Raw genomic sequence first — 13,327 nt, forward strand, 5'->3', positions numbered from 1 at the left:
GTCGCAAAGGCCGGAGACGAGCGGTCCGCACCCGTAGGGCCGCAACGAAGTGGAGGGCGGCGCAGAGACACTTTCTTGTCTCGCGAGGAATGCCGGCTTCAGCTGGCGGGGGATGAAAGTTTCCCTGGCGCCGTTGTGTGACACCGATCGAGGCGCAGCCAATCTCCGGCCAGACCTGCCCATCGAGCCCGCGGATGGAGCAAAAGCGAACGGCTAAAGGAATATGACAGCGGCGATCCGCTCGGAAAACCCTGACGGACGGCCATGGCGCGGTCTTGCGTGGCATGGTGTCTATGCCAGGCCAATTCGCACAGAGTAGTCCCGGGTTTCCCCTGGGCCTAAAAGTTTCTCACCAGGTGGTCGTAAATCGGAACGGGGCTCGATGCCGAGGGCAAACACCCCTGACTGGTAAGCTCGCCATATCGCAAACTTCGGGAGCATGGCCTGATCATAGTCCAGCGAAAGGGTCAGCCCGCATGATGGGCTATGGAGCGATACCGGCGTTTCATGTGGCACAATGCGACTGTCGACCAGGTCAACCTTTTCCCCGAAATCATCGCTCGGGACCGGTGGATCGGAGTTGATTTCATCGATTAGAGCCTTCGGAAGCCCCGAGACTTTCAGGAATTCATCCAGAAAAGGATAGCCAACGTTCAGATGGTAGAGGATGGCGTGATCCGACGGCCGAAAGGCACGGTTGGTGACGGTGTCCCTTATCGTCAGTACACCATCAAAAATCGGAACCGTGATCCTGCGATGCAATTCCAGAGTTTCTCCGAAGACGCTTGCCTGCCGGACGATGCCTTCGCAGGAGATCGTCGAGGTTTCGCCATCGACACCGTAGCGTATTATCCGCGCCTTCTGCGCATGAATTCTTCCGTGTTGTGGCAATCTGCGGGTTTTGAGGCCGGGATAGTTGAAATGAGCAACGTCGATCTCGTGGGGTCGACTGTATTGGTCCAGACCACAGGTCACCATGAAGCCGTCGAAATTCCGGAAGAAGCCCAGGCCCTCTTCTGTGTCTGGATCGTGTGTCGGAAACGCCATCTGTGTCGGCGAGTGCCATCCGATATTCAGCCCCTTGAAAGAGAGTGCAGAGACGTCGAAGCCACGATCCACGGAGATTTCAAATCCGAGACCGACCGCGTTTCGGGCCACCAGCATTCGCTGGCCGCGGCCAGGACCGTCATCCAGCGTCATAAGCCTGATTTCGGCGACGCCACGCAGATCCGGTGTGCGTTTAAAAAGGTCAAAGTTCATTTCATGGATCCCGGGGTCAGCGTCGGGCGATACTGCAAGACGCGGTTTCGAATTTCACCTTCTAGCAAACGGCTATCCGGCTTTGGCACGCATCAAGCTTAGAAAGGAGTGCTCCAAGACCTGGTTCGCGCAGCGCGGATGCGGCATCGGCTGGTGAAAACCAGCGCAGCAGACGTTGCTTTCGTTCGGGGAATTGACTGTCCATCTCCTCGACGTGAAGAAGATGAACCTCGACAAGGGTATGCAGGAGCTGGCCATCTTTCATCTTCTTCAGATAGGCGTAGCTGCCCCAAACCTTCTTTCGCACCGCCCCTCGAACACCTGCTTCCTGCCAGGCCTCGATACTGGCGACTTCGTAGGGTTTTTTCTTCCGCATAGGCCATCCCTTTAGGATCACCCACCGGCCGGTATCCCTGCTCGTTATCAGCAGTATCTTGATCCGATGGTCACCCCCACCCGCTGCCTCCCTGAAACAGATTGCCGCATACTGCATCTGGATCCCGGGGTACCTGGCCTGCTCGCTGGCACCCTTGCAACGAGATTGCCCTGCGGTCTGATTATTCAACATGAAGGTCTTTCCTTTCACACCCCTGTCGTTTAACCCCTCTATGGTTCAACGTGATCGGCGAGTGGATGAAGGAAGCTTCCCGGATGCGGGAACCGGAGATGCTCACTCGAGTTTGGGGCGTCGCGATGGTTCACGCGACGCTGAACAATGCGGGCTGTGGGCCAACCATATGGCCAAACCAATACGATCAGGCGGCGGCCGACAGGGTTTTCAACAGGGGTCTCACCCTTTGCAGAAAATCTTCGCTTCCGCACGCGAAGCGGAGTTTCTGTGGCAATTCGGTACTATCCCAGTCGATGGTGTCGGATACGCCCAGACTGGCCAGGATCGGCAGCGCGGCCATAACGTCCCAGGTCGAGTCTCCGACCGAGACATATCCATCGGTTTCGCCCATCACCACCTCGAGTAGCGAGATGGTGGCTGCTCCGCAGAAACGAAAGCTGATCCCCAAATCCTCCGAAATGAACCGTACCACTTCCAGACGGTCGGCCGTTGATACGGAGGGATGGATGCTGAAGCCCGTCGAAGCGCGCGACATGTCCAAGGCCGGGAGTGGCTTGATCGGTTTTCCATTGAGTTGGGCCGCAACCGTTCGTCCCCCGACAATGGTCAAACTCCTGGCCGGAGCATGGATGACACCGAATGAGGGACGACGGTTCTCGTAAAGGCCGATCGAGACGGCCCAGTTCTGGCTGCCCCGGACGAAATTGAATGTACCATCTATTGGATCGATGACCCATATCTTGCCTGAAGTGCCCGGAATCTCTCCGCCTTCTTCCCCGAAGACACCATCGTCAGGGAAAGCCTCGCGCAGGCGTTTTATCAGGAATTTCTCGACCTTCTTGTCGGCCTCCGTGACGAGATCAAGATGGCCCTTGTTCTCGACAGGCAGGATTGCGAGCGATTGAAAATAGCCGAGTGCCAGTTTCCCGGCCTCCCTGGCGATTGCTTCCACCACGGCCTCGACGGGCCGTTGTGATACGGATAACGATCGGATATCAGGCACGAGCTTTGTCCCTCAGTCTTGTCACCTGGGCGACATCATCACCAAGCAGCTGGTCGAGCTGACCTTGGCGAACCCACTCGACCACTTGGGATTCGATGTCGACACCGTATTGCATGAGTTTTTCGTGATATCCGGCGGGAAGATAGGTGAAAGCGGCGAAACCTTCCTCGTGGAGCTGGCGCGCCTCACCGCTTGCGAAGTGATAAACCTCGATGTTCATGGCATCGAGATTTGCCTGACGCGCGATGGCCGCCGGATCGATAAGGCGAGAGTGCATCAGACCGACGGTCGGCACCTCGGGAATGGCTTGCTTGACGGCCTTCAGCTGGACGTAGTCGAACGAGGAGAACTGCATGAGATCGGCGCAACCCAATTCATCGATAAGCGCCCGCAGCTTTGGAAAGAACACTTCATTCTGATCGTAAATCTTGAGTTCGATCTGGTAGATGATCCCTAGCGCGCGCGCGAGCTCCAGGGCATCGCGGAGCCGGGGAACGCGCTCGCCGGCGAACTCTTCACTGAACCAGCTGCCCGCATCGAGCTTCGAAAGTTCCGAGTAGGTCATTTTTTGCACGACACCGTGACCATTGGTGGTCCGATCGACGGTCTTGTCATGCATCAGGACGAGTTCGCCGTCGCTTGTGATGCTGAGGTCGGTCTCGCAGGTGGCCAGTAGTCCGGCGTATTCGAACGCCTTCCGGAATGCGGCAAGCGTGTTCTCCGGCGCTCCGGCGCTGTGTCCGCGATGCCCGCCAAGGCGCATCTTCTCTATGGTCATTCTCAGCGGATTCATTTTGTTTCCTTTCATTTAACGGAGCCGAGCGTCGAGACGATCGCGCAGGTAGTCGCCCAGAAGGCTGATGGAGAGGGTCGTAAGCACGATGACCGCGCCCGGGAATGCTGAGAGCCACCAGGCGATCGCCAGGTAATTACGGCCATCAGCGACCATGAGACCAAGACTGGTGGCTGGCGGCTGGATGCCCAGCCCGAGGAAACTCAAACCGCTCTCGAGGAGAATGATTTCCGGGAAGTTCACGGTGAACTGAACGATCAGCGGGCCGGCAATGTTGGGCAGCATGTGTCGCAAGTAGATGCGGCGTGCCGGGACACCGACGATCCGGGCTGCTTCCGCATAACCCTCTTCCTTCGCGCTGATGACGAGACCGCGGGTTAATCGTGCATATCGCTCCCAGTTGGCAAAACCAACGAGAAAGACAAAGAGGATGGGGCTGGAACCTAACAGGGCGAGCACACCGAGTGCGATGATGATGAAAGGTATCGATGCCATGGAGTCGGAGAAGCCCATGATGACATTGTCGACCCAGCCGCCGAAATGGGCGGCAATCAGGCCAAGGATCGTTCCGATCAGAGCGCAGACCAGCGATCCGATGATTGCGATCATTAAAGTCGTCTGCGTCGCCACCAGAAGGTTGCTGGCGACATCGCGACCCAAGTAGTCGGTTCCCAGCAGATGGCTGGTCGACACGAAGGGCCGGGCAAACCGGGCAAGCGGGTCCTGGCTGAGATAATCGAAGGGAGCCAGCCATCGGGCGGTCACACCAACGATAACGACCGTGCCGATCCATAAGCAGCATAGGGCGATGCTCGCAGGCATGCGGCGAAAGGGTACACGGATCGTGTCCCAGGAGGTGGAAAATCGTGCAATCGCCATGTCAGTGCTTCCGGATTTTCGGGTTGAGGACCGCATAGAGGACATCAACCGTCAGGTTGATTGCGACCATGAACGCGGTGAACAGCACGATCATCGCCTGAACGACCGGAAGGTCTCCCGTGTTCGTGGCGCTGACGAAGCCGCTCCCAAGGCCTGGCCATGAAAAGACGGGTTCGATGAGTGCCGAACCGCCGAGGAGGCCGCTGGCGGTAAATCCCAAAGTCGTGACCATCGGGATCGCCGCATTCGGCAATGCGTGGCGAAGGACTATTTCCCAACCTGGAATACCGTCGGCGCGGGCTGCAGCGATGTAGGGCTGGCCAAGCACATCGATGAGCGTCGATCGCATGAAACGCGCAATTGCAGCGGCATTGAACAGCGCAAACGTAGCGATCGGCAAGACCGCATGCTTCCAGGTCGTGCTGCCCGAGCTGGGAAGAATGCGTATCCACACGGCAAATACAAAGATGAACACAAGTCCCAGGAGAAAGTTGGGTATGCTGTAGCCGAGAACGGCCGCGGCCATAACACCCTTATCCACTGCCGATTCACGCCGCACCGCCGCAAGAATTCCCGCGGGAACCCCAATCAGAATACTCAGAAGCAATGCGGAAACCGTCACGAGGAGCGTCTTGGGGAGACGCTCGCTGACAACAGTGAAGACATCACGTCCGTCGGCAAACGAGATCCCGAAGTCGCCGCGCAGCGCGTTAGCGACATAAATCAGGTACTGTTCCGCTATCGAGCGATCGAGACCCCATTTGGCATTGAAGGCTGCAAGCGCGTCCGGGCCTGCATTATCCGAGAGCATCTGCTGAGCAGGATCGCCACTCAGTCTGAGAACAACAAATACGAGCGTAACTGTAAAGATCAGGACCACCACAGCCCTGATGAACCGGGCAAGGACGAATGATGTCATGGCGCCAGCTCCTCTCGCTGCGGAACCACCAACTCGGAGGCGATCGATCGAGGCAATTCTTCGGCGCGGTGGCACGCTGCCTGCTGGCCGCCTGTTGCTCTCAGCTCGGGGATCTCCGTCGAGCATCTCCCGATCGCGAAGGGACAGCGGGACCGAAAGGCGCAGCCCTGCGCCGTCTTCGTGGCATCGAGTTCTCCCTTGATGGGCGGCTCGATGTTGCGCATGCGCGGATCCATGGTTGGGACCGACGCGAGCAAGGCGCGTGTATAGGGATGGCGCGGCCATGCGTAGACGGACTTGATATCGCCGGTCTCGACCACTCGCCCCAGATACATGACGGCGATCCGATCGACGAGGTGACGCACGATGCGAAGATCGTGAGTAATGAAGACGTATGCGAGATCGAGTTCCTGCCAGAGCGATCGCAGAAGTGCGACCACCTGCGCCTGAACGGATACGTCCAGGGCCGACACCGCCTCGTCAAAGATGACAAGCTTCGGATCCAGGATCAGGGCGCGAGCAATGACAACACGCTGCCTCTGACCACCGGACATTTGATGAGGATAGCGGTCCATCATTACCCTCGAGAGACCTACTCGTTCGAGCATGGTTGACGCGCGTTCCAGTGCACCGGATCGGTCAACGATGCGATGGACCAGAAGACCTTCAGCGATTTGCTGGCCGATCGTCATCTGCGGATTGAGGGCGGATAAAGGGTTCTGTTGAACGAGCGACGTGCGGATGCGGAACTTCGTCCACTCGGCCGGGCTTAGATCGCGATGATTGACGCCCTCGAACCAGACGTCACCGCTCGTTGGGGGTGTAAGGCCAAGAAGAAGGCGACCAAGCGTAGACTTGCCACTGCCCGATTCACCGACAACACCGATACGCTCCCGTTGCGACAGTTGGAATGTGATGGCGTTGGCAGCAAGCTGGCTGGTCGGCTTGGCGAAAAACCCCGTCCTGTGACGAAAGGCCTTTGTGAGATCACGGGTCTGGAGCAGAGGCGTATTCATGCGATCACCGGATGGTAGCAGGAGGCCTGGTGGACGGGACTGACGTTGGCAGGGGCCGGGAACCGGGCAGCGCATGCTCCGCTGGCGCGTGAACAGCGCGGATGGAAATGACATCCGTCCGGCAGACGATCGAGGAGCGGCACCGATCCGGGAATTGGAACCGGAGGCTCGAGATCACCGGGTTCGATGCTTGGCATGCAGTCGATCAGCGCGCGGGCGTAGGGATGCGCAGGCCGCTGCAGCAGTTCGGCGACAGGGGCCGTTTCGACGATTTTACCACAATACATCACGGCCGCCCTGTCCGCGAGGCGCGCGATGACACCGAGGTCATGGGAGACGATCATCAACGCCATCCCCGTCTCGGCTCTGAGTTCTTCGAGCAGGTGCAGTATCTGGGCCTGCATCGTCACGTCCAACGCGGTTGTCGGCTCGTCGGCAATGAGAAGCTGGGGTTTTGCAGCAAGAGCGTGTGCGATCATCACGCGCTGATTCATGCCGCCCGAAAACTGATGGGGATAAGCGCGCAATCTGCTCCTGGCTCGATCGATGCCAACCCGTTCCAACAGGCGCATTGCCTCGAGCCGGGCGTCATTCCCCTTCAGTCCTTGATGGCGCCAGAGTGCGGATTCCAGATAGTAGCCGATTGTGTGAACTGGATTGAGGCTGCTTGTGGGATCCTGAAAGATCATCGCGATCGTCGGAGCCCTGGATTTTTCCGCATTGAGATCCGTTTCGAAGATCACGGCCCCGCTACTACGCGCGATACCGCGTGGAAGCATGTTGGCAACAGCATAACACGTCATGCTCTTGCCACAGCCGGACTCGCCCACCAGACCAAGTGTCTGTCCAGCATCGAGTGAGAAGCTGATGCCATCGATGATCTTTATCCCACGGGCCGGGACTTCGACGACGAGGTCTTGCACCGTCAAGAGCTTGGGCATGGACTATCTCCCTGAAGCGGTGCGCACGAATGCGCACCGCAGTCACGCTGGATGTCGTTACGAGAAGCTGAGATTGTTTCGGAATTCCATCATTTCGAAGCTGATGGGTCTCCAGTTGACGTCCTTGCGAGCGGCATAGACATCGAACGGCTGGTAGAGGATGACCGCGGGGGCTTCCTCTTCGAAGATGTCGCGCATCCGGTTGTAGGCATCGAAGCGGTCCTTGCCATCCCGCAACTGGGACACCTTTACGCAGAGTTCGTTGAACTCCGCCGGTGCCTGCCATCCCCAGCGCTTCTGCACCTGGCCCTTCGGCCCGAACTCGCAGACCATGGTGGCCCAGGCGTCGGTCATCCACTGGCCGTTGGACCAGTTGCGGATGTAGCTGTCCGGATCCTTGGGGCCAGCGCCCGGAGCGTAGATCTTGGGCACGACGTTGACGCCGATCTGCTTCCACATCTCGATCATCATCATCAAGGCAGGAACTGCATTGGCGTAATAGTTACCCATCGTGTGATAGGTGATTGGAGTTCCGTCGTAGCCGCTTTCCTTTACCAGCCTCTTGGCTTCCTCGATATTGTAGTCGAGCGGCCGACGGTCCGGATCGAAGGTCTTGCCGTAGTTCGGAAAGTTGAAACCGTGCGGGATGCTTGCCTTGTTCTTCCAGAGGGACTCGACCATGATCGGGCGATTGACCGCGAGCGCCAGTGCGCGACGAAGTTGCTTCGACTTGAACACGGGCTGGTTCATGTTGAAGGTGAACATGTGGAAGTTCTCTACCACGTTCCCGCGGGTTTCCAGGTCCGGATATCCGTTGATCAGGTCCATGTCATCTGGCGTCAGCGTCGTGACGATGTCGTATTCGCCACTGATCAGTCCGGCGACGCGGGTGGCGGGCTCGGCGACGAGCTGATAGGTGATCTTCGAAGCCGTCGGCTTCGCACCCCAGTAGGCGTCATTCGCTTCTACCACTGCACGGTCGCCAGCGATCATCTCGACGAACCTGTACGGACCTGTGCCAATCGGCTTGTTGCCGAAGCCGACCGGCCCAAGGCTCTTGTAATAATCCTTGGGAACGATACGGCCCATCCAGGAAGCAACATAGCTTTCGGTAAGGTGGGTTGGGGTCTTGGTGCGCAGCACCACCGTATATTTGTCCTCGACGAGGGGTTCATCGAAGTCAAGCGAGTAGGCATTGCCGAGGGGAATCGCCTTGATCGCTTCCGGTCCCCACAGACGTTCAGACGAGAACGTATAGGCGACGTCGTCGGCCGTCATCTCCACCCCGTTGTGGAACATGACCTTCTGGCGAAGCTTGAACCGCACTGAGTTGTCATCAATGCGCTCGAAGCTCTCTGCAAGTGCCGGGATCAGATTAATGCCATTGCCTGGCGCGCCATTTTGGAAGAAATCTCGAACAAGAAGCGTGTCGAAGATCTGGTTGATGATGCGGGGACCGACGTTGCTGATGGCGTTGACCGGCTCCAGCGTAGAGGGAAGGCCGTTCACGCCGATACGCAGGGCTTTACGCTCCTGGGCGAATGCAAATTTGAGGCTCGTTGTCGATGCAAGCGCAGCGACGCTTGCTCCAATGATGAAGTTTCTACGGCTGGACGAAAGCATCTGTTGTCTCCTGCTTGGCAAGATGCTGTTGACGGATATGGGAATAGGGGTCAGTTCGCGATGACGAACTTTTTCCGCAGCTTTTCGGGGGCCGCGTCGATAATCGATTTTGAGCCGACGTCGGTAACGATGACCCCGATATCCTCGATCCTTGTGATGACGGACATGCTCGATTTCGTGAACTTCGAATGATCCGCCACGACGATCGTACGGCGAGAAACCTCGATCATCGCTCGGGCGATGCTGGCGTTCACTGGTGTCGATGTGCAGACAACGCCCCGGTCGACATCCACTGACGCAGCATTGAGGATCAGTTTGTCGACATTGAACTGACGAACGAAGTGCTCCGCCAAGGGGCCGCCAAATGACCTGTTGGTTTCGAAGTACTCACCGCCGACGGCGTAGATGCTTCGGCCCTCGACGCGGGTGAGCTCGGCAACAATATCGAGCCCGTTGGAGATGAAGGTCAGATTGCTGCGCCCCGCCAGCGCCCGAGCGACCTCAAGGGCGGTCGTGCCTGAATCCAGCAGCACCGTGTCGCCGTCGACGATCATGCCTGAAACCGTCTGAGCAATCGCTGCCTTCTCAGTTTGTTTCCATACCAGGCGAGCCGCGTTGGTCGCATCAAGGGCGACCTGGTTGACACTGACTGCACCGCCATGCGTGCGACGAAGCAACCCAATTTCTTCCAGCTCGCCTAGATCGCGCCGAACAGTCGCGACGGAGACATCAAGTCGCTCCGTGAGCGTGCGCAGGTCGAGGAAGCCCGTCTCGCGGAGCAGCTCGACAATCTTTGCCTGACGGTCTTCAGCTTGCGTTAGCACGACCAGATTTCCTCCCATTTGATAGATATCGATCATCAATTTGAGCGATATCTATCTTTCCTCGATGACAACAATATGACAAAAACCCCTTAATGCAAGGGAAAAGCAACAGACACCCATCGTCGCCTCACTAAGCTATTCAAGCAAAACAACTTTATTTGAGCGATATCGCTCATTTGTTTGTAAGTCGGCCACAATAGTGTTTTGGTGCCGGAAACCAGGACAGAGGCGAGTATGAAGATCGCGCAGTGAAACCGCGTAGAAAACCATTGTCCGAGGACTGGCCGACGAGATCGCAAAACCGGCTGATTTTCCCCGTTTGACCCATGAAGATTGTGGCCCGTAACATCGGGACCTGGCAACCGCAGCGAGCGATCAGCGCGCGCTCCGGTGCGATCCCGCTCAGAGCAAAGCAGGCGGCAGCCAGGCTCGGCTGTACGTGGGCACGGGCAGGGGAGGGGAGGGGAGGGGAGGGGCACGGACCATGCTGACCAAAAAAACACAGAAGGCCTTGGGAAACAGTGGAAAACGTCCAGATTGCCCGGTGTCGCCTGGAGAATGCCCATAGGTGATCGACAAGGCGAGCCTGCGAACCGCGGTCGATCCAGCCAAATGGAGAGCATCGGAGAAATCAGCATAGCGCCGGCCGTAGGGCGGGATTTCGGGAATTCTCGACACGCTGGGAGCGGAACCAGGCCAGCCGCAGGAGCCTCAGCATAGCGTCCCTTCGGGGAGGCGGGACCGACTGGCCCCGCTTTGCGTTCCTCATCAAAGGCCGGCCCTGGACGGCCGCCATCGATCGAAGGCGGGTGTTCGGGATAGGGCTCCAAAAAGCGGAACCCCACGGGCCTGTTCCTACCGCTCGAAGCGGCGGGGCAAGAGGATCTAAAGCTTATCGGGCAGGATTTTACATCGCCTGGATGCGAACCAGGACATTCTGCAAAAACGGCACCACCTGCCAGTCCTCGGCTCCATATTCTTCGGGATGTTTTTTCCTCCATTCGATCTCTTCAATGGCAAGTGCCGGAGGCATGATACCGAGAAGGTGGAAGAGACCACCCAGAAGACCGGACGCCAAAGCGACGGTCGTGAAAAGTGCGACAAGGGTTTCATTCAGGAACGGCAAAGCTGAAAAACCGATCATGATCATCATGACGGCACCGGGAATAATGAGGCCCGCCCGGACGGCAGGACTTTTCGCATGGACAAGAAAATCTGGCATCCCAACCTCAATCAACAGACTGTTTCCATATCGGTCTTCGTGAAGTCATCGCCCTGGCATAAAGAGGCAAGTGATACTCTTTCGCACCGGTAATTCCGACTTCGTCTTCCAGTTTTTTACACGGCCCCTCAATCAGACGTCGCTCTCAGCACAAGCAAGCTGGTTTTCAAAAGGGCGCGTCACGGTTTTGGTTGCCGTGTGCCTGGCCCGGCCAAAGGCTGAGTTGCATAAAGATATCATGGTACTCTTGCTTCCTTGCCGGCATATTCACCATCACCGGGCTGCCAAGGGGAGCACGTTCTGGTTCAGGCTCACGCCAGGTTCTAGAAAAAACAAATATCGATCACCTGATGGACGACAAATGAATTCCAATCAACAGTGCTTCAACGACCTGCATTTTCGCAACGGCGATGAACTCAGGTGCTGCCGGGCTATCGCCCGTGGCAAGGGAAACTCGTCGCTGCTCTGGGCAGGATAACCGGTGTCTGATAGTCCGGATCCGGCATGATGGTGCACCTTAATCCGAAGACGTGCTCGATTGCTGTTTGCGTCAGGGTATCCCAGGGCCTGCCCTGCTCAATGACCGTTCCCCGATGGACAATGGCCAGATGGCTTGCGTAGCGCGCGGCGAGGGTCAAGTCATGCATCACCGCGATAATCGTTCTATTGCTGGCGATGAGGCCCCGGCAGATTTCAAGCATCTCGATCTGGTGGGCAAGATCGAGATAGGTGGTTGGTTCATCCAGTAGGAGAATATCGGTTCCCTGTGCAAGAAGCATGGCCAGAGACACTCTTTGCCTTTGCCCGCCCGACAGCTGATTGACCGGCTGCAGCGCGAAGGGTCCGATGGACGTGACGGATATGGCCTCTTCCACGGCTGCCTCATCAGCGCAAGACCAGAGACGGAACCAACCGTGGTGGGGATGACGGCCGCGCCGAACCAGGTCCAGCGCTGTTGCTCCGTCGGGGAATTGCGCCTGTTGCGGCAGGAAACCGACCCTTTTTGCGAAAGCGCGGCGCTCGAGGTGCGCAACATCGGTCCCGTCGAGAAACGCGTGTCCCGAGGACGGGGACAGCAACCTCGCCAGACAGCGCAGCAAGGTCGATTTGCCCGATGCATTCGGCCCGATAATCGCAGAAAAGGCTCCGCGTGGAAAACGCACATTGACGTCGCGCAAAACCGGGGTGCGGCCGGGTGCAGCAAAAAGGGCTTCGGTATGAATGGCAGGGCAAGAGGCATTCATGCCGCCGCTCCTTTACCGTTTCTCCTGATCCACAACAGTGCGACGAAATAAATACCTCCCAATGCGGCTGTCATTGCCCCCGCAGGTATAATGCGGGGCAGGAACAGAATTCGGCCGGCAAGGTCGCTGCTGAGCAAAAACACGGCGCCGGACAGGCAGGAGGCGAAGAGCGGGATCGAAGCGCTGCCAGTCAGCCAAAAGGCAATCCTTGGTGCAATCAATGCCACGAACCCGACTGGACCGGCCACGAAGGTTGCCACCGCCGTCAGAGCCAGTCCGATAACGGCGATCTTCAGTTGCGTTGCCGCAACGTTTTCTCCCAGGCTGGCGGCCCTGTCCTCTCCCAGTTCGAGGATATGCAAGGGGCGTGCACAGGCCAGCGCCGCAGGCACAAGCAGGCACAGCATCAGCAGGCCCAGGTAAAGTCTGGTTCCATCTGCCCCGTTCAGTGATCCTGCTTTCCAGTTGGCGGCCGCGAGTGCCATATCGAGTTGCACGGTCATGACGACCCAGTCGTTCAATGCCATGAAGAACGCACCGACCGCTATGCCGATCAGAATAATGCGCTCCGTGCCGGTATTGCGGGGGGTGGCAAGACCATAGACGAACCCACCCGCAAGCATTCCTCCTGCCAGGCTTGCGATGGCGATCATCACCTGGGAGGCCCCAGCGAGCATGGCCAGCAGCGCGCCTGTGAAGGCGCCGGAATCGAAACCGAGAATGTCGGGGCTTCCGAGCGGATTACGTAGCAAGGTCTGGAACAGTGCGCCAGCCATGCCGAGCGCCATTCCGGCGAGGGTTGCGGCAGCAACGCGTGGTGCGCGCCATTCAAGGACAGCGAGCTTGATGGATGGGTCACCTTCGCCTGACAGAGCGATCACCACCTGCTGCAGGCTGGTCGAAAGCGTCCCCGTAGCCAACGCCACAATGGTCAGGCCGAGGCACACCGCGATAAAAAAGGTGCTCCATCCCGCTCTGCGCAGGGGGACCCGTGAAAAATGCCTCTCCGCAGGCTGCCGCATCGGTCCGTCC

At 58.1% G+C, this 13,327-nt stretch carries 13 protein-coding genes; all 13 read right to left on the minus strand.

Features of this window, described 5'->3' with window-relative positions; translation table 11 throughout:
- Positions 1–291 precede the first annotated feature (291 nt).
- A complete protein-coding gene (locus QSV77_RS24140; RefSeq protein ID WP_302735400.1) occupies positions 292–1,260 on the minus strand; it encodes a DUF4432 family protein in 969 nt (322 codons plus the stop codon).
- A gap of 61 nt (positions 1,261–1,321) precedes the next feature.
- The gene (locus QSV77_RS24145) at positions 1,322–1,828 is read right to left on the minus strand and encodes an NUDIX hydrolase (protein ID WP_302735401.1); all 507 of its coding nucleotides are present in this window, start codon (positions 1,826–1,828) and stop codon (positions 1,322–1,324) included.
- A gap of 187 nt (positions 1,829–2,015) precedes the next feature.
- Positions 2,016–2,825, minus strand: a complete 810-nt coding sequence (locus QSV77_RS24150; protein WP_302735536.1) for an inositol monophosphatase family protein — start codon at positions 2,823–2,825, stop codon at positions 2,016–2,018.
- Between the two features lies 1 nt (position 2,826).
- A complete protein-coding gene (locus tag QSV77_RS24155) occupies positions 2,827–3,627 on the minus strand; it encodes a glycerophosphodiester phosphodiesterase family protein (protein ID WP_302735402.1) in 801 nt (266 codons plus the stop codon).
- A gap of 15 nt (positions 3,628–3,642) precedes the next feature.
- Positions 3,643–4,506 (minus strand): ABC transporter permease, encoded by an 864-nt coding sequence (locus tag QSV77_RS24160; protein ID WP_302735403.1) that lies wholly within the window; start codon positions 4,504–4,506, stop codon positions 3,643–3,645.
- 1 nt (position 4,507) lies between these two features.
- Positions 4,508–5,425 carry an ABC transporter permease gene (locus QSV77_RS24165; protein ID WP_302735404.1) on the minus strand — a complete coding sequence of 306 codons (918 nt, stop codon included), beginning with the start codon at positions 5,423–5,425 and terminating at the stop codon, positions 4,508–4,510.
- Positions 5,422–6,441: an oligopeptide/dipeptide ABC transporter ATP-binding protein gene (locus tag QSV77_RS24170; RefSeq protein ID WP_302735405.1), complete on the minus strand. Its 1,020-nt coding sequence runs from the start codon at positions 6,439–6,441 to the stop codon at positions 5,422–5,424. The genes QSV77_RS24165 and QSV77_RS24170 overlap by 4 nt, the downstream gene beginning before the upstream one ends.
- The gene (locus QSV77_RS24175; RefSeq protein WP_302735406.1) at positions 6,438–7,382 is read right to left on the minus strand and encodes an ABC transporter ATP-binding protein; all 945 of its coding nucleotides are present in this window, start codon (positions 7,380–7,382) and stop codon (positions 6,438–6,440) included. The genes QSV77_RS24170 and QSV77_RS24175 overlap by 4 nt, the downstream gene beginning before the upstream one ends.
- A gap of 57 nt (positions 7,383–7,439) precedes the next feature.
- Positions 7,440–9,005, minus strand: coding sequence for an ABC transporter substrate-binding protein (locus QSV77_RS24180; RefSeq protein ID WP_302735407.1), 1,566 nt, complete (start codon positions 9,003–9,005; stop codon positions 7,440–7,442).
- Between the two features lie 50 nt (positions 9,006–9,055).
- The gene (locus QSV77_RS24185) at positions 9,056–9,865 is read right to left on the minus strand and encodes a DeoR/GlpR family DNA-binding transcription regulator (protein WP_302735537.1); all 810 of its coding nucleotides are present in this window, start codon (positions 9,863–9,865) and stop codon (positions 9,056–9,058) included.
- Positions 9,866–10,736: 871 nt separating this feature from the next.
- A complete protein-coding gene (locus QSV77_RS24190) occupies positions 10,737–11,051 on the minus strand; it encodes a hypothetical protein (protein ID WP_302735408.1) in 315 nt (104 codons plus the stop codon).
- Positions 11,052–11,482: 431 nt separating this feature from the next.
- The gene (locus tag QSV77_RS24195; RefSeq protein WP_302735409.1) at positions 11,483–12,295 is read right to left on the minus strand and encodes an ABC transporter ATP-binding protein; all 813 of its coding nucleotides are present in this window, start codon (positions 12,293–12,295) and stop codon (positions 11,483–11,485) included.
- Positions 12,292–13,317, minus strand: a complete 1,026-nt coding sequence (locus tag QSV77_RS24200) for an iron chelate uptake ABC transporter family permease subunit (RefSeq protein WP_302735410.1) — start codon at positions 13,315–13,317, stop codon at positions 12,292–12,294. Before QSV77_RS24200 ends, QSV77_RS24195 begins: the two co-directional genes overlap by 4 nt.
- Between the last annotated feature and the right edge of the window lie 10 nt (positions 13,318–13,327).

Origin of the sequence: Agrobacterium sp. V1, assembly GCF_030518355.1 — a bacterium.
Lineage (GTDB): Bacteria > Pseudomonadota > Alphaproteobacteria > Rhizobiales > Rhizobiaceae > Agrobacterium > Agrobacterium cucumeris.